Genomic DNA, 19030 nt, shown 5'->3' on the forward strand with positions numbered 1-19030 from the left:
GTGCCCGCGTAGGCGTTATGGACAAAGTGCGCTTTTGTGACACTGTTCAGTTAGCGGTATGCGGGCACAATGGCTGGTTGGGCGGTAGCCACGCCGAAGGAGGCCCTGGCGGGGCCGAACTTCGGCGGGCGGTTTACGATCCAGGACAACGGCCACCGTTGTGTGACCGTCCCGAACGACAAAGAATCTGATTCGGAAACCGACCTCGATCGAGGTTCGACCTGGTCGACCGACCAGCATCCGGGTCTGAAGAGTGCAGGAGGCAGGAGTGACGGCCGTAGCGCCACAGCCGATCGCCACGCGACCCTATCCGGCTCATCAAGCGCCGAAGGGCTCGTTCCTGCTCCGGGCGATGCGTACGACGGATCCGAAGCAGATCGGCATCCTCTACATGGTCACGGCGTTCGCCTTCTTCATGGTGGGCGGCGCGATGGCCATGCTCATCCGTACCGAGCTGGCGGTGCCCGGGCAGCAGTTCCTCTCCCAGGAGCAGTACAACCAGCTGTTCACCATGCACGGCACCATCATGTTGTTGCTGTACGCGACGCCTATTCTGTTCGGTTTCGCGAACTACATCCTGCCGCTGCAGATTGGTGCGCCCGATGTGGCGTTCCCTCGGCTGAACGCCTTCTCGTACTGGCTCTTCCTGTTCGGTGGTATCACCGTCGTCGCGGGCTTCCTGACGCCGGGCGGCGCGGCCGACTTCGGCTGGTTCGCCTACACGCCGCTGTCCAACGCGATCCACTCGCCTGGTGTGGGCGCTGACCTCTGGATCATCGGCCTCGCGGTGAGTGGTCTCGGCACCATCCTGGGCGCGGTCAACATGATCACCACGGTGGCCTGCCTGCGCGCGCCAGGGATGACGATGTTCCGGATGCCGATCTTCACCTGGAACATCCTGGTGACCAGCATCCTGATCCTGCTCGCCTTCCCGATCCTCACCGCGGCCCTGTTCGGCCTGTTCGCCGATCGGCACTTCGGCGCGCACGTCTTCGATCCCGCCAACGGTGGCGTGATCCTCTGGCAGCACCTGTTCTGGTTCTTCGGGCACCCCGAGGTCTATATCGTCGCGCTGCCGTTCTTCGGCATCGTCTCGGAAATCTTCCCGGTCTTCTCCCGTAAGCCGGTGTTCGGCTACAAGGGGCTGATCTACGCGACTCTGGGAATCGCGGCGCTGTCCGTCGCGGTGTGGGCGCACCACATGTATGCCACCGGCGCCGTGCTGCTGCCGTTCTTCTCGTTGATGACCTTCCTGATCGCCGTGCCAACCGGCATCAAGTTCTTCAACTGGATCGGCACGATGTGGAAGGGGCAGTTGACCTTCGAGACGCCGATGCTGTTCAGCGTCGGTTTCATCGTGACGTTCCTGTTCGGTGGTCTCACCGGTGTGCTGCTCGCCGCGCCGGCGATCGACTTCCATGTGTCCGACAGTTACTTCGTCGTCGCGCATTTCCACTACGTGCTCTACGGAACGATCGCGTTCGCGACCTTCGCCGGGATCTACTTCTGGTTCCCGAAGATGACCGGTCGCATGATGGACGAGCGGCTTGGCAAGCTGCACTTCTGGACGACGTTCATCGGTTTCCACCTCACCTTCCTTGTGCAGCACTGGCTGGGTGCCGAAGGTATGCCGCGCCGGTACGCGGACTACCTGGAAACCGACGGGTTCACCACGCTGAACACCATCTCCACGATCGGTGCCTACGTGCTCGGTGCCTCGACACTGCCGTTCATCTGGAACGTGTTCAAGAGCTACCGGTACGGCCAGGTGGTCAAGGTGGACGACCCGTGGGGCTACGGTAACTCGCTGGAATGGGCCACATCCTGCCCGCCGCCTCGGCACAACTTCACCGAGCTGCCCAGGATCAGGTCCGAGCGTCCCGCGTTCGAGCTGCACTACCCGCATATGGTCAAACGGATCAGGGATGAGGGGCATGTGACGCTCACCGGTAAGGCGATTCCACACGAGGACGCCACGCCCGCGCCGTCCGAGAAGCTCACCGCGACTCTCACCAAGGACGACGGGGAAGAGCCCGACCCGAAAGAGAAGTGAGCGGCCCGCCGATTATGAGTAGGCCACATACGACCCCGGTCCTGATCACGGTCACGGGGGCGGACAAGCCCGGTGTCTCTTCGGTACTCTTCGCCGTGCTGACCAGGCACGGCGTGGAGATACTGGATGTCGAGCAGGTCGTCATTCGCGGCCAGCTGGTGCTCGGTGTGCTGGTGAGCGCCGATGAGGACCCCGAAGGCCTGCAGGAAGCCGTCGAGCAAGCCATGGCGACGGTGTCCATGCGGGTCGAGGTCGAGCTGGGCGATGAGGTATCGACCACCCCGCAGGCTGGCTCCAGCCATGTGGTGGTCGTCCTCGGCCGTCCGGTGACCGCCCGTGGCTTCACCGAGGTCGCCCGCTGTCTCGCCGCGCTGGATACGAACATCGATTCGATCCGCAGGGTCGCCGACTATCCGGTTACTGGCCTCGAGCTACAGGTTTCCGTCCAGCAGGACACGCCGACCGCCGATGCCGCGCTACGCTCGGCGCTGGTCGATGTCGCGGCGCGGTCCGGTTTGGATGTCGCGGTGGAGCGAGCCGGCCTTGCCAGGCGGGCGAAACGGTTGATCGTGTTCGATGTGGACTCGACCCTGATTCAGGGCGAGGTCATCGAGATGCTTGCCGCCAAGGCGGGCTGCGAGGGCGAGATCAGGCGGATCACCGATTCGGCCATGCGCGGCGAGTTGGACTTCACCGAATCGCTGCGGCGCAGGGTGGCGGCGTTGGAAGGGCTACCCGAATCGGTACTCGACGAGGTGTCCGGGCAGCTGTCCTTGACCCCGGGGGCGCGTACCACGATTCGCACGCTGAAGCGGCTCGGCTTTCGATGTGGCGTTGTCTCCGGCGGGTTCACCAGGGTGATCCAGCGGATGGTGGATGAGCTCGGTCTCGACTTCTGCGCGGCCAACGATCTGGAAATCGCGGACGGCAAACTCACCGGCAAGGTGGTCGGTGACGTGATCGACCGGCCGGGTAAGGCGACCGCGCTCCGGCGGTTCGCCGAGGACTTCGACGTCCCCGTGGCGCAGACCGTCGCGGTGGGGGACGGGGCGAACGATATCGACATGTTGTCCGCAGCCGGGATGGGCGTTGCGTTCAACGCCAAGCCCGCGTTGCGGGAAGTCGCGGACACCGCGCTTTCGCACCCGTACCTGGATGCCGTGCTGTTCACACTCGGGGTAACCCGCGCCGAGGTCGAGGCCGCCGACGCCGACGATGGTCTCGAGTTACTACGGCCGTGAGCACGGACGTGCTTGCCCCGCTGGCCGCGCGGTACGCGCACTGGCTTGGGCTGCCTGCGGCACGCACCGCCGACACCGAGGACGAAACACCGGAGACGGTGCGAGCCATGCAGCTGGTGTTGCGGTTCGAAAAGCAGGCACCGCCAGGGCGCACCGCCCTGCTTGAGGCGGCCGCGGCCGCCTCCGTCGCGGTCTGTCTCGATCAGCGCGCGGAGCCGGGTGGGCCCTGGCACGACGAGGTGGCGACCTGGATTGCCGGGCGGATCCGTAAGGTCTCCCGCAGGGCCCGTGGCGCGCACTGGGCCGCGGTGGATGCGGTGGACGGAGTTACCGTCCGGGTCGACGGTGCGGACGTACGCGCCCTGGTTCCCGGGCTGGTGGCTGAGCTCCCGCACGAGGTGAAACGGCTGCAGATCTCCGGCAGTGAGCTGCCGCCGGATGAGCCCGCGGAACCCACGCCCGACCTGCCGGTGTTGTGGTTGAACCCGACGATCGAGATGACCGCGGGTAAGGCGGCGGCACAGGTCGGACACGGCACCATGATCATGGCGGCCCTGCTGGACAAGGCCGCCCGCGAGCAGTGGGGCACGGTCGGCTACCGCTGCGCCGTGCGTACCCCGTCGATCGACCAGTGGCGGGCACTGGATCCGGCGGCAGATCCAGCAGATGCCTGGCACCGGCGCGGCATCATCGCGGTTCGGGACGCGGGATTCACCGAGGTAGCGCCAGGGACGATCACCGTCCTCGCCCAGCACACCCCGTGATCGCGTTCTTTAGGGTTAGCGAGCTTACGCGGTTAGGCGGGCAGGAGACGGGGCTGGTTGTCGGCTGAAGTGCCCGCCTTGGGCGATGGCCCATTCAGCCTTGTGAAGTGCGGCCGGAACGGTGGGGGCGCCGATCTCGGTAACGGGCTTTGCGTCCCGGTAGAGAATCCACGGGTACACCTTGTCGAAGGTTCTTGGTGGAAGCTGAAGTTGTTCCGTGTTTGGCCTCAGCACCCAGCCCGAACCGGGGAGTATCCAAGATTCTCTGTCGAGCTTTCGCCATCTCTGTTGTTGGCTCGACTTCTCGCATTCGCACACAACACGATTGTGGGTAGGCGGTGCCGCTGATCTCCAGTTTTACCCAAGCACTCACATAAACTCGTCACGCGCGGCGAGCAAGAAAGCCGTAGCGCGGGAACCTCCGAGAGAGTGTTTCAGGTAGTAGTCGAAAACCGATCGGTGATGGTCAATATCTTTCGGGTCGTACAGAGCGACTTCACCGGAAATCAACTCGGCTACCACTAGCCGATTGTCGTATATCATGTACGTACACAGTGTGGCGGCCGGAACACCTGCGCTAATCGGAAGTATGTGAAGGTCGACATTCGGCCGTTGCGCCACGTTCGCCAAGTGCTCGCACTGACGCGCCATTACCGGCCGTTCTACGTGCCGCCAGTAGACCGCTTGCTCAGCTAGCAGAAAGATGAACGTACGGGATTCGTCTTCCAAAACCTTCTGACGCTCCAGGCGCACTTCTAGAGCCCGATCGATGTTACGGTCAGGGTCGGTATCGACCATCGGCGAAAGTGCTACTCGAGCGTACTCAGGCACCTGTAGTAGGCCGCATAGCATCGATGGTAAGAATTGGCGTTGAACCTGGCACGATTCCGCGAGGGCGGTCAGCTCAGCTTGTTTCCGCCATATTCCTATCTCGGCTACGGCGCGCCACGAGGTGTGTTCGACATTTGCCTTCCGGGTCAGAGCTAGCAATTCCGCTGCTGATTCCGCCGGTACTTCCAGCGCTTTGAGAATCCGGTCAACATCGACGACCGTAGGCAACTGTCGCCCGGACTCGATACGACTGATCCGGCTCTGGCTCATCGCACAGCGAGCGGCTAGTCTCTCGCCTGAGAGGCCAGCCGCTCTGCGGAGTTTCCGTAGCGTATCTGCAAGGTCGCTGCTGCTGTTTCGTTCGTCAGGGCCGATAGTCACCGAAGGGCACCGACTCCCGTAGTGCGATGTCGCGCCATTCGAGGTACGGCGCGACTTCTTGGGCTAGTTCCCGGCTCTGCAAAGTGCCATCTTCGTTGAAGTTGAGGAGCGCTACCGTTTCGTCATCGAAGAGCCAGAAGTCTTGATTCGGAATGGCTAGTTCTGAGTCGGTTAGGTCAAGTATCCGGTAGTCCTCACCAGCTTCGACGTTTCCGGGTATCGCCCATCCGAAGAGAAACCGCGTGTAGTCGGTGAAAGGGCGCCGTACGACTTTGAGCCGAGTCATGGTCTTACCTGCTGCGAGGTTTCCCCGTACTTCGTTATGCCAACCGGCGTTGAAGCCCTGGGGTATCGGTTCGCCTGCGAGGAACTGTCGTAGCTCGTCTTGCTCGGCTTCCATCGTGTAGACCGGCTGTGTCTCCATGCGGAACGCCGAACGCTGGAAATTGTCGAACAGCTTTCCGATCCCATCGTCGGAGAGCAGCACTTACGACACCTCACGAAGGAGAGTCCGGAGCGCACTTATCACCACATCGAGAGGCAGTTCTACGGCCTGCTCGCCGGGGCCGAGTCGCATCCCGTCCGCACCATCGACAGGATCACCTTGGAAGACTACGGTTCCCCGGTCGGTGATATAGACCGTAGGGCAGTCACGTTCCTTGCAGTGGTCGGACACCTGACGAACCTTCATAGCCGAGACCTCCCTAGCCCTGGGTGTATGCAGCCCTACGCTATGTGTGTCCTAGCTGGACATGCAAGGTTAAGTCATGCACTTGCATAGAGTTCGACCTGCCGACGCAGCCCTCAGACGACGCCTTTCGGTCACTGTTTGTGTCGTATTTGCTGACGCCCCGTGATCGCGCTCTTTAAGGTTAGCGCGGTTAGGTGAGCAGGTGGCGGCTGTTCGCGCGCAGTCGTTCGACGATCTCGGCGGGTGCCGTCGCGGCCGAGCCGGCGTCGTGCGGCGGTCGTGGGTCGTATTCGATGCCGAGCTGGATCGTCTTCGCCAGATCCTCGCCGGCGATCTCGCCGACGAGGCGCAACGCCATATCGATGCCCGCGGACACCCCGGCGCCGGTCACATACTTGCCGTCCAGCACGAAGCGTTCCGCGGTGGGGATCGCACCGAGGGCCCCGAGCTGGTCCATGGCCAGCCAATGCGTCGTCGCGCGCCGGCCGTTGAGCAACCCAGCCGCGGCGAGGACCAGCGAGCCGGTGCACACCGAGGTGGTCCAGCTGCTCGTCTGGTCGACCGCGCGGAGCCATTCGTGCAGCGGCCCATCCGTCATCTGGTCGCTTTGCCCAGGGCCACCAGGGACGAGCACGATATCCGGCTCGGACACCTCGGCGAGCTCGGCGTCCGCGACCGTCGCCAGGCTGCCGACATCGGTACGGACCGGGCCGCGTCTGGTACTGACGAACACCACCTCGCTGCCAGGCAGGCGGCTGAGGACCTCGTAGGGCCCCACGGCATCCAGTGCGGTGAAACGTTCGAAGAGCACGATCGCGACGCGCATGAGCTAGTCCTTATCCGTCGTAGTAGTTGGTCAGTATCGTGGTCAGAACCGTTGCCGGTACTCGGAAGGGCTGACCCGCAGTTCGCGCAGGAATGCCCGGCGCATTGCCTCCGGCGTGCCGTACCCGCTGGCTCGGGCGACCTGCGCGATTCCCGTCGAGCTGTCCTCGAGCAGTCGGCGAGCGGTTTCGATCCGGATCGTGTCCACGAACTTGCCAGGCGGCATGCCGGCCTCGGCGGTGAACGCTCGGCTGAACTGACGTGGCGAGAGCTGGGTGCGTTCGGCCAGTGCCGCCACGGACAGATCCTCCGCCGGATGTTCGGTGATCCACTGCTGCACATCTCTGAGCGGTTCGCGGTTCGCGAACTGCGCGCGCAGTGGTGCGCTGAACTGGCGCTGGTTGCCCGGCCTGCGCAGGAACATCACCAGATGTCGGGCGATAGTCAGCGCCGCATCCCTGCCGAGGTCGTCCTCGACCAACGCGAGCGCGAGATCGATGCCCGCGGTGACGCCCGCCGACGTGGCCAGATCGTCCTCGCGCAGGAAGATGGGCTCGGGATCGACCCGTACGGCGGGAAAGCGTTCGGCGAGGTGCTGGCAGATCCGCCAGTGCGTGGTCACCGTGCGCCCATCGAGCAAGCCGGCCTCGGCGAGCGGCAGGGCACCGGAGCAGACCGACACGATCAGGTCGGCCACCGGCGCGTACTGGCGTAGCCAACCGACCACGCCTGGATCGGGTTCGTGCGCGCCTTCACCGCCGGGCACCACCAGGGTGTCGAGGTGATCCGGCGTGCCGAGTGGCCGATCTGGCGTCAGCCGCAGCCCGCTCGAGCTGGTGACCGGCGCACCGTCCAGGCTGGCCAGTTGGAGCTGGTACGGCGCGGTCGAATCGGCCGAGTATCCGAGGTAGCGGTTCGCTCCGGAGAAGACCTCCAGCGGTCCGGTGACGTCCAGGCTTTGCACGCCGTCGAAGACCAGGAACCAGACGGTACGAATGGGCACATCGTGATGTTCATCCGGCTACCGGATGTCCGCAAGGACGAGTTCCCCACCTTTTCGGACACGCCCCTAGCTGAGCTATTAGCTCGGTCTCACCAGACGGCACAGGCATTGACCGAGCTCACGAATCCCATCCGGCCGCAGCAGCGACCAGCCCTCTTAGCTCAACCCGGAACGAGCTGATCGGCACGCACACGACGCCGATACCGAAGGGGAGATTGTCCGACCACGCGCCTGAACGCCGCGCTGAAGGCGCTCTCAGACGCATAGCCCAGATCTGCGGCAAGAGACGCGACCCGGGCGTCGCCGTCTCGCAGTGCACGCTGGGCGAGCACCATGCGCCAGTGGTTGAGGTAGGTCAGCGGTGGGATACCCGCCGCCTGACGGAAGCGCTGAGCGAACGATGTGCGCGACATGGCCGTGGCGAGGGCGAGGTCGTGCAGGCCCCATGGCTTCTCCGGGTGGTCATGCATGAGATCGAGGGCGGGCCGCAGTCGCTCGTCCTTGAGAACGCTGAGCCATCCCGGGGGCAGATCGGCCCGGCCTGCGTAGGCGCGCAGCACCTCGAGCAGCAGTAGTTGACCGTGCTGTCGGATCGCGAACGCTGAACCGAACCTCCGTCCAGTCACCTCATCGAGAAGACTGTGAAGGCTGTCGCGCAGGGACGTCACATCCACCGTCGATGCTTCAATGTGCGTCACTGGTGGCAGGACGTTCAGCAGCATTGCTCTACCAGCAGGAGTGAGGTCGATACGACCGCCCACCACGACATCGTCCGTCTCACGATCCGCCGCGGCGAGCCGGGCGGAGGAGAAATCCTCCTCGGGCAGGATCTCGTGCCGCGGTCCGTCGCCGGTGCCGCCTTCGAGTTCCAGCCATGATCTGTCGTTCAGGATGGCAACGTCTCCAGACCCCATCGGGATCGGGGCGGCAACGCCGTCTGTGGTGAGCCTGGCCTGACCGCACACCACAGCGATGAACTTCAGCGGGATGTGGACCTCACCGCGGGTGAACCACCGGCCGCGCGCAGCAAAACCGCCGGAGAGCACGCCACGGACCTCCACGATGTCAAGCACCTCGGACAGACGATCCACAGTCATATTCGTACTCTCGCACAAGAAAATGGGACGCACAATCATTCACAGTACGGACCGGACCGCCGAGGATGGTGGTATGACAAAGAACATCGCGCACAAGCAACACCCCATCAGCTCGGGCTTCACCGCTTCCTCGACAGCGGAGGACGTCCTGGCTGGCATCGACCTCTCGGGCAGGAACGTTCTCATCACCGGCGGCCATGCCGGGCTCGGTCTGGAGACCACGCGCACGCTGAGCCGGGCCGGCGCCTCGGTGACCGTCGGCTCACGAAATCCGGAACGCGCAGCAGCCGCGCTGGCGGGGATCGAGCGCGTTGAGATCGGTCGGCTGGATCTCCTCGATCCGGCCTCGATCGACGCCTTCGCTACTCGATTCGTCGATTCCGGACGACCACTGCACATTCTGATCAACAACGCCGGCATGCCACCTCGGGAACTGGTCCGGGACGCCCGCGGATACGAGGCGCAGTTCGCGACCAACCACCTCGGTCACTTCCAGCTCACCCTGGCCCTGCTCCCATCGCTACGCACGGCTCACGGCGCCCGGGTGGTCAATGTGACCTCTGGAGCACAGCGGTTCTCCGACATCCTGTGGGATGACCCGAACTTCCAGATCACCGAGTACTCGCCCCGTCTCGCCTACGCCCAGTCCAAGACCGCCAACGTCCTGTTCGCAGTCGAACTCGACCGCCGATGGGCCGCCGATGGCATCCGCGGTTACGCCGCTCATCCGGGTGTCGTCATCGGCACCGGCCTGAACAGCGCAGCGGGCGAGGAGGCCCATCGCGCCGAAGGCCTGATCGATGAATCCGGCCGACCGGTCATCGACCCCGAACACGGAAAGAAGACACCGCAACAAGGAGCCAGCACCATCGTGTTCGCCGCGACCAGCCCGCTGCTCACCGAGATCGGTGGCGTCTACCTCAAAGACAACGACATCTCGCCGCTGGACGACGAGCCACGACCGATGTCCGCCATCGAGCCCCCCTCCGAGGTCATGTCACACTCCATCGATCCACGATCAGCGCAACGCTTTTGGGAACTGAGCGAACAACTTCTCAGTGCCCCGATGAGATTCAGCTAAGTGTCATCGCCTTCTGCAAGCCCCACACGCTGCCGCGCCGAGGACGGCACCTAGGTGCGCTGCCAGCAAATGAACAGGGCGTCGTCGGTCGTCGTCATCGCTTCGACGAAGACGTCATTGTCGAAGCCGGGCAACACTTGCAGTTTGGACATCAGCGCGTTGGCCGACGGGTGCCCGCTCGGTACGGCGCAACCCGTCCCGTTTTCCCCTTCGAGTAGGAAGAACACATCCTCGTCCCACGGTCCATCCGGGATAGTACGAATACCTACCCGGCGCAGATCATCCCAGGAAACCGATTCCTGCGAGCCATCCGCTAGTTCTCGGCGTACCCCGGCGTCGTCAACGACGATCTCGGTTCGCCTGCCACCACTGGACACGGAACCCTCCACTGTCGATCTTACTTCTTCGGGTCGGTTACTTGCTCGGTCCGGCGTTCGCCGACCCGCTTGGTGCTTCCGGTTTTGCGGACGCCGCGGCATCCGCCAACCGACGCAGCGCGCCACGCACCACGTCCGGATCGGTTGTCTCCCAAAAAGGCGGTAACGAGGCACGCAGGAACGATCCGTACCGCGCGGTCGCCAAGCGTGGATCCAGCACCGCGACCACGCCCCGGTCGGTACTCGAGCGCAGTAGTCGCCCCGCGCCCTGCGCGAGCAGCAGCGCCGCGTGCGTGGCGGCAACGGTGAGAAAACCGTTGCCGCCACGGGCTTCCACGGCACGCTGGCGCGCCGAGGCGAGCGGATCGTCCGGCCGGGGAAACGGTATGCGGTCCATCACCACGAGCTGCAGCGCCGAGCCCGGCACATCCACGCCCTGCCACAGCGACAAGGTGCCGAACAGGCAACTGGTCTGCTCGTCCGCGAACTGCCGGACGAGCAGACCAGTTGCGTCATCGCCCTGGCAGAGCACCGGATAGCTCAGCCGATCGCGGAGTGCCTCGGTGGCCTGCTTGGCGGCTCGCATCGAGGAGAACAGGCCGAGCGTGCGGCCCCTTGCGGCCTCCACAAGCGAAGCCAATTCGTCCAGATAGGACTCGGGAAGGCCGTCCCTGCCCGGCGGCGGCAGCTGCCTTGCCACGTAGAGGATCGCGCTTCGGCCATGGTCGAACGGTGATCCGACGTCAATGCCGGTCCACTGTGGAACTGACTGATCGGAGGGTGGTGCTTTGGCGGTCGCGGTCCCTTCCGGGGGGCGTGGCTCGGCAGGCGAGGTGGGGGGCAGCCCCCATTGCCGGGCAAGTACGTCGAAGGAGCCGCCGAGGGCCAGTGTCGCGGAGGTGAGCACCGTGGTCCGCTGGGCGAACAGCCGCTCGCGCAACAGACCGGACACGCTCAACGGCGCGACCCGGAGTGCCGGCAGGCGCGGTGCTGGCTCGCCGGAACGCCACACCACGTCGTAGCGCTGACTGGTGTCCGCATCGAAGGCGTCGAGTAGCCGCACCGCGGTGTCATGCACCTCGTCCAGCAGGGCGAGGGCGAGCTTGCGCCGGCTAGCATCCTCGGCTTCCTGGCGTCGCTCGGGCCCGATCGCGGTGATACAGGCATGTGCGGCATCCCGCACCGCGCGCAGCGCGCCCTCGACCGGTTGATCAAGCGCGTCCATCCGGCCAGCCGGGACCTCGTCGAGTACCAGCCCGAATCCCTCGGCGGATTCCGCGAGCTGATCGGTGATCGCCTGGTCGATCAACCTGCCGCAGCGGCGTACCGCCGCCGTCACCATGGTGCTGGTCAGTTCGGCAGTGGCCGCCGAGGTCACCCGGTCTACGAGGTCATGCGCCTCGTCGATGACGACGAGATCGTGCTCGGGCAGCACCTGGTACTCCTGCAGCGCGTCGATCGCCAGCAGGGCATGGTTGGTGACCACGATGTCCGCGCGTCCAGCCTCCGCTCTGGCCAGTTCCGCGAAACAGTCATTGCCCACCGGGCAACGGGTCGCGCCGAGACATTCTTTCGCGGATACCGACACCTGTCGCCAGGCCAGCTCGGTGACCCCGGGCACCAGCTCATCGCGGTCACCGGTACTCGTCTGCTCGGCCCATTCGTGGAGCCGGCGCACCTGCTTCCCGAGCGCCGAGACGGCGAACGGATCGAAAAGCGACTGATCGTCAGGCTCCTCGGGAGCGCCGGTGTCCAGCCGGTGCAGGCACAGGTAGTTGCGCCGCCCTTTCAGGATCGCGAAGGTCGGTGTGCGCCCGAGGGTGGAGCGCAGCGTCGTGGCCAGCCGAGGGAGGTCACGGTCCACGAGCTGACGCTGCAGGGCGATGGTTGCGGTGGAGACCACCACCGTGGCCTCGCGTTCCACCGCGTGCCGGATGGCAGGTACCAGGTATCCGAGTGACTTACCCGTTCCGGTGCCTGCCTGCACCGCGAGGTGCTGACCAGTACGGATGGCGTTGCTGACCGCCTCGGCCATCTCGATCTGACCGGTGCGTTCGGTGCCGCCGAGGCCCTCGACCGCCGTGCCCAACAGCTCACGCACGCTCGGCAGTCCAGGGCGTGCCGCTGGTTTCGCCCGCTCCGCGGGAGCGGGTGGGGTGTCGGTTTCGGGCACGGGCAGACCGTACCGGCTACCGGCGACGGCTCGTCCGCGGACCGCGTGGATACCGCGTGGCGGCTAGCCACGCCGGGTCCAGCGTGGCGGTGCCTTAGCGTTCGCCGCGCCGCGTCAGTGCCCACGCCGCGGGCAACAACCCAGCCGCGAGTAGCACCTTCACCGCGTCCCCGAGTAGGAACGGGACGACCCCCATGGCCAGCCCACCAGCGAGCCCGACCCCGGCCGAGGCCATCAGCCAGGGCACACCGACCGCGTAGATGGCCAGGTTGCCGAGCACCATGGTGCCCGCCGTGCGCAGCGGCGTACGGTCGCCGCCACGGGCGGCCAGCGCGCCAACCAGAGCACCGGCGAGCACGAAACCGACGATGTAGCCCGCGCTCGCCCCAGTCAGGCCAGCGCTGCCCTCGTTGAACCAGGGCACCCCAGCCGCGCCGACGAGCAAGTACAGCAGCATGGCGGCGGCACCACGGCGCCAGCCGAGGGCGGCGCCGACGAGCAGCGCGGCGAAAGTCTGTCCGGTGATCGGGACCGGGCTGCCCGGAACCGGCAGGACTACCTGGGCAGCCACCCCGGTCAGCGCCGCACCACCAGCGACCAGCGCGATATTCCGCACGGCGGTACTGGGCAGGGCTCGGCTTGGCAGAGCGTCGGCGAGTACGGCGCCACGGGACGCGAGCGGAAGAGCGGACACGGTTACCTCGACCTCCTGGGCAAGACTCGGCTGCGTGGTGGCCGCCGGCTAGCGAGTGCGGATGGGGGCAGGTTAATCGGCGCGAGATGGTCGTGGAACCGGACGTAGCAGGACTCACTATCGGAGTCGAGCCAACGGACTGGTAGTGACGATCCGTGGTCAGTGACGGTGTGTCCAGACTCGACCGGGTGGCATCGCGTCTGATCGGTTCAGCTGGCCGTGTCCAGTGGTCGATGCTCGGACCGAGGTACTGGACGGCGATTGCGCGAAATGGAGTGACCGATGCGGGCGAGCAGTGTGGCGACAGTGGTGGTGGGAGCGGTAGCGGCGTTGGTGATCGCGCCCGCGGCGCAGGCCACGGCCCTGGGCTCGACGGCGCCGGACCCGACGGCACCTGATTCGACCGACGCGCGAGCCGCCCGCGCGGCCGACCCCGACGCCACTGCCGCGATCGGCAGGGTCAATCTCGTGGTGGACGGGGAACAGGTGACCGAACCGCCGATCGCACCCTGCGCGGTGAGCGGGGAGCAGGCGAACGACACCCGTGGCGTCCAGGTCGGCGATCTGGTCAGCTACGGAAGCGCGCGCACCGGGTGCGCGCCGAACGAGGACGGCACGGTTACCGCGTGGACCGAGGGTCGGCGGTTCACGCTGGACGCGCTCACCGAATATGGCGGCCCGGAGCTGGGCGTGCGCACCTATTCATCGAGCTGCTCAACCGTCGAAAACGGCAGCACGGCACGGATGACCGTCGGCGGTGTCCGCGGTTTCCAGGTGCCCGAGGAGATCCCGCCCAACCACACGGTGCTGGTGCCCGGCGCGAACGAAGGCGACCCGCCGATGGCCAAGATCGTGCTCAACGAGTCCATCGTGCCGGAGCCGCCGACCGGTGAGCTGACCGTGAACACCGTGCGGATCGAACTGTTCCCGGAAGGCGGGCCGGTCACCGGCGAGGTCGAACTGGGCAGTGTGACCTGCCAGCCAGTCGGGTGAGAAATGCGGCAAAAGGCAGGCATAGTACCTGGCCACGTCCAGGTGTGTTCGGGCTAACGCCCAGATCCGGAATCATTTCGTAACCTGCTGGCGATAAACCATGCGAACGAGTTGCCAGTTTGCATCGTGCTGTTACTGATCCGGGTTTCCGTCTCACGACACGAACGGATACCAACGATTCTGGTCGCGGCATGCGTTGAGTGGGGAGGACGGACGTGTCGTCGGCCGAGGGCAGCAATCGCCGGGCGCTGACAATCTGGGGGATCGCGGCAACGGTCTATTTCCTCGCCGTGTTCCATCGAACGTCGTTCGGCGTGGCCGGACTGGAGGCACAGGAGCGGTTTGGCGTCGGCGCGGCCGCGCTCGGCAGCTTCACCGTGCTACAGGTCGGCGTCTACGCGGCCATGCAGATCCCGACCGGAATCCTGGTGGACCGGTTCGGCCCACGAAAGATCATCACGCTTGCCGCCACCCTGCTCGGTATTGGCCAGCTGCTTTTCGCCATCGCCGACTCCTACCCGCTCGGCCTGCTGGCAAGGGGAGTGCTCGGTCTCGGCGACGCGATGACCTTCGTCAGCGTGCTGCGACTGGTGGCCGCGCACTTCTCGGCCCGGCGCTATCCCGTACTGATGTCGGTGACCGGCGCGCTTGGTTTCGTCGGCAACCTGGTCGCGACCGCGCCGCTGGCCGCGCTGCTCGCCGGCCCCGGCTGGACGGCGGTCTTCGTGGTGGCTGGCGCGGTCACCACCGGTTTCGCGATGGTTGTCGCGCTGCGGCTGCGCGATCGGCCGGCCGGGGTGCCGCCGACGCCAGTGGAACGTATCTCGCCGGGCTCGATCCTGCGACAGCTGCGCCAAGCGTGGCGGATACCCGGTACGCGGCTTGGCTTCTGGGTGCATTTCGCGACGATGTTCGGGCCGAACGTGCTCACCCTCGTCTGGGGTGTGCCGTACCTGGTTCGCGCGCAGGGGATGGACGCGCAGGCGGCGAGCGGGATGCTGATCGTGTTCGTGTTCGGCTCCATGCTGGGCGGCCCGATTCTGGGCACGGCGATCGGCCGGCGCCCCGGCCTGCGGGTTCCGCTGGTATCGCTGTACCTTTCCGGCGCGCTGGTGGCATGGGCCGTGCTGCTCAGCTGGCCAGGCACGTTGCCGACCGCCGCGCTGGCCGTGCTTTTCGCGTTCCTCTCGCTCGGCGGCCCCGTTTCCATGATCGGATTCGCGCTGGCCAAGGACTACAACCCGGTCCGCAGGGTGGGTCTGGCCAGCGGAGTGGTCAATTCCGGCGGCTTCCTCGCCACCACGGTGACCACCCTGCTCGTCGGCGTGCTGGTGCAGCTCACCGGCCCGCTCGGTGCCCCGGCTGGCTTTCGGATCGCGCTGCTGTCCGTTGTGGTCGCGCTGCTATTCGGTAGCTGGCGGGTGGCGGTCTGGTGGCGCAGGTGCCGGGCGGTGGTGCTGGCCGCGCAGGAACGCGGCGAACTGGTTCCGGTGCAGCTACGCCGGCGACGCTGGGACAGCGAGGCAACGCCGGTTCCGGCGACCCGGGAGCGAGTCGCCGCTTCGGGCTGAGCCGAAACGACGCGATCCGGGGATGGCCGGCGGGCGGTGGCAAGATATGCGCCCGTGGCTCGTCAGCAATCCTCCCGACCCGCTCCCTCGCCTGGCCTGCTCATTGTGGCCAAGCCAGCGGGGATGACCTCGCATGATGTGGTGGCCAAGGTTCGTAAGATCATCGGCACGCGGAAGGTGGGGCACGCCGGCACGCTCGATCCGATGGCCACCGGCGTGCTGGTGCTTGGCATCGAGCGCGCGACCAAACTGCTCGGGCACCTGACGCTGGACCGCAAGACCTATCTGGCGACCATCCGGCTCGGCGCGAGTACCGATACCGATGATGCCGAGGGCGACGTCACGCGCACCGCGTCGGCAGCGGAACTGGATGAGGTGACCGACGCGTCGATCGTGAGCGGTATCGGCGCGCTGACCGGGTCGATCGAGCAGGTGCCGAGCGCGGTGAGCGCGGTCAAGGTCGCGGGGAAACGCGCCTATGCCCGAGTACGCGACGGTGAAGTGGTCGACCTGCCGGCTCGCCCGGTCGAGGTGTATCGGTTCGATCTGCTCGGGCAACGCCGCGAAGCGGGGACGCTCGAGCTGGACGCCGCCGTGGAATGTTCCTCCGGCACCTACGTCCGGGCACTGGCCAGAGACCTCGGCGCGCGGCTCGGCGTCGGTGGCCACCTCGCCGCGTTGTGTCGAACCAAGGTTGGTCCATTCGAACTGCGCTCGGCTCGCACGCTTGAGCAGTTGGCCGAGCAACCCGAGCTGACCCACGACCTCAGTGCCGCGGTCGCGGCGGCCTTCGGTCGCAGGGACGTTTCGGCGGCCGAAGCCGAGGCCGTCGGCCATGGGAAGTGGCTGCCGGCAAGCGGGCTCGCGGGTACCTACGGGATCTTCGGTCCGGACGGGTCAGCGCTCGCGCTGGCGCGCGATGTCGAGGGCCTGGCGAAACCCCTGGTTGTGCTGGCGCCACGGTGAATACGCCACCGGCGGTGCCGCCAGCCGGCGGTGGTCGTACGCTGAACGCCGTGCAACGCTGGCGTGGACTGGAGCAATTGCCCGGTAGCTGGGGCCGCTGCGTGGTCACCATCGGGGTGTTCGACGGAGTGCATCGCGGTCACCAGACCCTGATCAACCGTGCGGTGGAGATCGCTCGACGGCAAGGCCTGCCGAGTGTGGTCCTCACCTTCGACCCGCATCCGGCCGAGGTCGTGCGTCCGGGAAGTCATCCGGCGCAACTGACGACGCTGCGCCGCAAGGCCGAGTTACTCGAACAGCTCGGGGTGGACGTGCTCTGCGTACTCCCGTTCACTCTCGAACTTTCCCGTCTGTCGGCGGATGAATTCGTCCACGAGATCCTGGTTGAACACTTGCATGTGGACACCGTGGTGGTCGGCGAGAACTTTCGCTTCGGTGCGGGGGCCAAGGGCAATGTGGAGCTGTTGCGGCGGCTCGGCCAGCGGTTCGGGTTCGTGGTGGAGGGCGCCGAACTGGTGCATGCTCCGCTGCCCGCGCGCGACGGTGTGGCTGCCCCCGCCGCCGAGGCGATGATTACCTACTCGTCCACCTACGTCCGCTCGTGTATCGACGCGGGCGATGTCGCGGCGGCCGCGGTGGCGCTTGGCCGCCCGCACCGGGTCGAGGGGATCGTGGTGCGCGGTGATGGCCGTGGCCACGAATTGGGGTACCCGACGGCGAACCTGAGCCCGCCGCGTCATTCGGCCATTCCTTCGGATGGCGTGTACGCCTGCCGATTCCTGCCGCTCGCCGAAGACCGGGCGGCACTGACCGCCGCCGTGTCGGTTGGTACGAACCCGACGTTTTCCGGGCGGGAGCGCCGGGTTGAGGCCTATGTGTTGGATGTGGACGCGGACTTCTACGGCCAGCACGTGGCGCTCGACTTCATCGCCAGGCTGCGTGATCAGGAGCGGTTCGACTCACCGGATGCGCTGATCGAGCGGATGGACGATGATGTCCGGCGTACTCGGGAATTGGTTTCCCCGCCCGAGTGACGGCGGAGCCGGTGCCACCGATTGGGGGATGCGGGTGAATGTCCGGCCAGGAACTCTAGGAATTCGGCGTGGTGAGCGGCGTCCCCTGGCAAGATGCCCGGTGTGTCCGCACCGAGGGGAGAGGACAACGTGGAGGAGCAAAAGGTCGTCCAGCGCAATCTGGCTCTGCAGCGGGAGTGGTACGGCGAGCCGCTAGGGGATCGGGTGCGTCGCCTGGTCGTGGCATTCGACGTGTCCCAGGCGAACCTCGCCGAGGTTCTTGGTATCAGCGCGCCGATGCTCAGCCAGGTCATGAGCGGTCGTCGCGCCAAGATCGGCAACCCCGCCGTGCTGGCCAGGATGATCATGCTCGAGCGCAAGGTGCTGACGCCGGAGGTGGTCTCCGGGGAGCGCGAGGCGCTGCATGGGGTGTTGGAAGAGGTGCGGCAGTCGCGGCCGACCGTGGGGCGGGACAGCGTGCCGGTGGGGTCGAGCCCGGATGATGCGGTCGTGCTGACGGTGCTCAAGGAAGCCATTGAGGAGGACGGGGATCTGGACAAGGCTGCTCGGCTGCTTGACGATGACTTTCCGGCACTCGCCGATCTGGTGCGCAGGGCCGGGGAGGATTTCTGACCATCCGTGGCGCGGCGATGACGCTGGGCGATATCTGGGGTGCTTCAGGCGAACGCGGGGATGGTCGGGAGCATCGCCGCGTCGACGTGCCGAGGTGCGCTGACGAACTGGGCCATGCGCAGCCAAAACAACCTGGCCTGCTACCCTGCGATCTGGGTCTGGCTGCGGTCCGTGGCGGCCGGTACCGACTTGCCCCGTGGCAACACCGCGCGGGGCCCGCACGGCACTGATACTGAGGAGATCACGAGTGGCACTGTCCACCGAAGAGAAGCAGGCTGTCCTGAGCGAGTACGGGCTCAAGGATGGCGACACCGGTTCGCCGGAGGCCCAGGTCGCGCTGCTGACCAAGCGCATTACCGGGCTCACTGAGCACCTGAAGGTGCACAAACAGGACCACCACTCGCGGCGGGGCCTGTTGCTACTGGTCGGCCGTCGCCGCCGGTTGCTCAACTACGTGCGAAAGCTGGACGTGAACCGCTATCGCTCGCTGATTCAGCGCCTCGGTTTGCGCCGGTGAGACACTGACGAAGGGGGATCCTCGCGACGAGGTTCCCCCTTCGCGGTAATTGAACAAGACAAGAGGGCCACGCGCCGTTCGGGACGTTTGTTCGCCGGTCCTCGGTAGTGGTTTTCGGGCTTGATA

General features: G+C 66.0%; 18 protein-coding genes. 10 read left to right on the forward strand and 8 right to left on the reverse strand.

Annotation, left to right across the window (positions count from 1 at the left end; translation table 11 throughout):
• Nucleotides 1-268: 268 nt before the first annotated feature.
• From ctaD to EV191_RS18935, 3 genes are read left to right on the forward strand one after another with little or no spacing between them, the layout of a single operon-like run.
• A complete protein-coding gene (gene ctaD / locus EV191_RS18925) occupies nucleotides 269-2053 on the forward strand; it encodes an aa3-type cytochrome oxidase subunit I (protein ID WP_132878424.1) in 1785 nt (594 codons plus the stop codon).
• Nucleotides 2054-2067: 14 nt separating this feature from the next.
• The gene (serB, locus tag EV191_RS18930) at nucleotides 2068-3294 is read left to right on the forward strand and encodes a phosphoserine phosphatase SerB (protein WP_132878425.1); all 1227 of its coding nucleotides are present in this window, start codon (nucleotides 2068-2070) and stop codon (nucleotides 3292-3294) included.
• The gene (locus EV191_RS18935; RefSeq protein WP_132878426.1) at nucleotides 3291-4058 is read left to right on the forward strand and encodes a peptidyl-tRNA hydrolase; all 768 of its coding nucleotides are present in this window, start codon (nucleotides 3291-3293) and stop codon (nucleotides 4056-4058) included. The genes serB and EV191_RS18935 overlap by 4 nt, the downstream gene beginning before the upstream one ends.
• 369 nt (nucleotides 4059-4427) lie before the next feature.
• On the opposite strand, the gene EV191_RS18940 is transcribed toward EV191_RS18935, so the two are convergent.
• The 5 genes from EV191_RS18940 to EV191_RS18965 all read right to left on the reverse strand — a co-directional run bounded on the left by EV191_RS18940 (nucleotide 4428) and on the right by EV191_RS18965 (nucleotide 8886).
• The gene (locus EV191_RS18940) at nucleotides 4428-5270 is read right to left on the reverse strand and encodes a helix-turn-helix domain-containing protein (RefSeq protein WP_207894579.1); all 843 of its coding nucleotides are present in this window, start codon (nucleotides 5268-5270) and stop codon (nucleotides 4428-4430) included.
• Entirely contained in the window at nucleotides 5254-5757 is a 504-nt protein-coding gene (locus EV191_RS18945) for a DUF6879 family protein (protein WP_132878427.1), read from the reverse strand. Before EV191_RS18945 ends, EV191_RS18940 begins: the two co-directional genes overlap by 17 nt.
• 394 nt (nucleotides 5758-6151) lie before the next feature.
• Nucleotides 6152-6787: a DJ-1/PfpI family protein gene (locus tag EV191_RS18955; RefSeq protein WP_132878429.1), complete on the reverse strand. Its 636-nt coding sequence runs from the start codon at nucleotides 6785-6787 to the stop codon at nucleotides 6152-6154.
• 42 nt (nucleotides 6788-6829) lie between these two features.
• Nucleotides 6830-7789, reverse strand: a complete 960-nt coding sequence (locus tag EV191_RS18960) for a GlxA family transcriptional regulator (RefSeq protein ID WP_132878430.1) — start codon at nucleotides 7787-7789, stop codon at nucleotides 6830-6832.
• 161 nt (nucleotides 7790-7950) lie between these two features.
• A complete protein-coding gene (locus tag EV191_RS18965; protein WP_132878431.1) occupies nucleotides 7951-8886 on the reverse strand; it encodes an AraC family transcriptional regulator in 936 nt (311 codons plus the stop codon).
• Nucleotides 8887-8959: 73 nt separating this feature from the next.
• On the opposite strand from EV191_RS18965, the gene EV191_RS18970 reads away from it, so the two are divergent.
• Nucleotides 8960-9967 carry an SDR family NAD(P)-dependent oxidoreductase gene (locus tag EV191_RS18970; protein WP_132878432.1) on the forward strand — a complete coding sequence of 336 codons (1008 nt, stop codon included), beginning with the start codon at nucleotides 8960-8962 and terminating at the stop codon, nucleotides 9965-9967.
• A gap of 50 nt (nucleotides 9968-10017) precedes the next feature.
• On the opposite strand, the gene EV191_RS18975 is transcribed toward EV191_RS18970, so the two are convergent.
• The 3 genes from EV191_RS18975 to EV191_RS18985 form a co-directional block, all read right to left on the reverse strand.
• Nucleotides 10018-10344, reverse strand: a complete 327-nt coding sequence (locus EV191_RS18975) for a hypothetical protein (RefSeq protein WP_243659054.1) — start codon at nucleotides 10342-10344, stop codon at nucleotides 10018-10020.
• Nucleotides 10345-10381: 37 nt separating this feature from the next.
• Nucleotides 10382-12454 (reverse strand): ATP-dependent DNA helicase, encoded by a 2073-nt coding sequence (locus EV191_RS18980; RefSeq protein WP_243659061.1) that lies wholly within the window; start codon nucleotides 12452-12454, stop codon nucleotides 10382-10384.
• Between the two features lie 157 nt (nucleotides 12455-12611).
• The gene (locus EV191_RS18985) at nucleotides 12612-13211 is read right to left on the reverse strand and encodes a biotin transporter BioY (RefSeq protein ID WP_132878434.1); all 600 of its coding nucleotides are present in this window, start codon (nucleotides 13209-13211) and stop codon (nucleotides 12612-12614) included.
• Nucleotides 13212-13493: 282 nt separating this feature from the next.
• Here EV191_RS18985 and EV191_RS18990 point away from each other — a divergent pair, with 282 nt between their 5' ends.
• The 6 genes from EV191_RS18990 (at nucleotide 13494) to rpsO (ending at nucleotide 18904) form a co-directional block, all read left to right on the forward strand.
• Entirely contained in the window at nucleotides 13494-14204 is a 711-nt protein-coding gene (locus EV191_RS18990) for a hypothetical protein (protein WP_132878435.1), read from the forward strand.
• Between the two features lie 215 nt (nucleotides 14205-14419).
• Nucleotides 14420-15775, forward strand: a complete 1356-nt coding sequence (locus EV191_RS18995; RefSeq protein WP_132878436.1) for an MFS transporter — start codon at nucleotides 14420-14422, stop codon at nucleotides 15773-15775.
• A 54-nt stretch (nucleotides 15776-15829) separates the two neighbouring features.
• Nucleotides 15830-16741, forward strand: coding sequence for a tRNA pseudouridine(55) synthase TruB (gene truB, locus EV191_RS19000; protein ID WP_132878437.1), 912 nt, complete (start codon nucleotides 15830-15832; stop codon nucleotides 16739-16741).
• A gap of 50 nt (nucleotides 16742-16791) precedes the next feature.
• Nucleotides 16792-17775 (forward strand): bifunctional riboflavin kinase/FAD synthetase, encoded by a 984-nt coding sequence (locus EV191_RS19005; protein WP_132878438.1) that lies wholly within the window; start codon nucleotides 16792-16794, stop codon nucleotides 17773-17775.
• A 129-nt stretch (nucleotides 17776-17904) separates the two neighbouring features.
• Entirely contained in the window at nucleotides 17905-18387 is a 483-nt protein-coding gene (locus EV191_RS19010; RefSeq protein ID WP_132878439.1) for a helix-turn-helix domain-containing protein, read from the forward strand.
• A gap of 247 nt (nucleotides 18388-18634) precedes the next feature.
• Entirely contained in the window at nucleotides 18635-18904 is a 270-nt protein-coding gene (gene rpsO, locus EV191_RS19015; protein WP_132878440.1) for a 30S ribosomal protein S15, read from the forward strand.
• The last annotated feature ends 126 nt before the right edge of the window (nucleotides 18905-19030 follow it).

Origin of the sequence: Tamaricihabitans halophyticus (assembly GCF_004340875.1) — a bacterium.
Lineage (GTDB): Bacteria > Actinomycetota > Actinomycetes > Mycobacteriales > Pseudonocardiaceae > Tamaricihabitans > Tamaricihabitans halophyticus.

Bases quoted from the DNA above. Each gene is read 5' to 3' on its own strand.
- EV191_RS18990 (WP_132878435.1), top strand. From the start codon at position 13,494: ATGCGGGCGAGCAGTGTGGCGACAGTGGTGGTGGGAGCGGTAGCGGCG.
- serB (WP_132878425.1), top strand. From the start codon at position 2,068: ATGAGTAGGCCACATACGACCCCGGTCCTGATCACGGTCACGGGGGCG.
- EV191_RS18970 (WP_132878432.1), top strand. From the start codon at position 8,960: ATGACAAAGAACATCGCGCACAAGCAACACCCCATCAGCTCGGGCTTC.
- EV191_RS18965 (WP_132878431.1), bottom strand. From the start codon at position 8,886: ATGACTGTGGATCGTCTGTCCGAGGTGCTTGACATCGTGGAGGTCCGT.
- EV191_RS18955 (WP_132878429.1), bottom strand. From the start codon at position 6,787: ATGCGCGTCGCGATCGTGCTCTTCGAACGTTTCACCGCACTGGATGCC.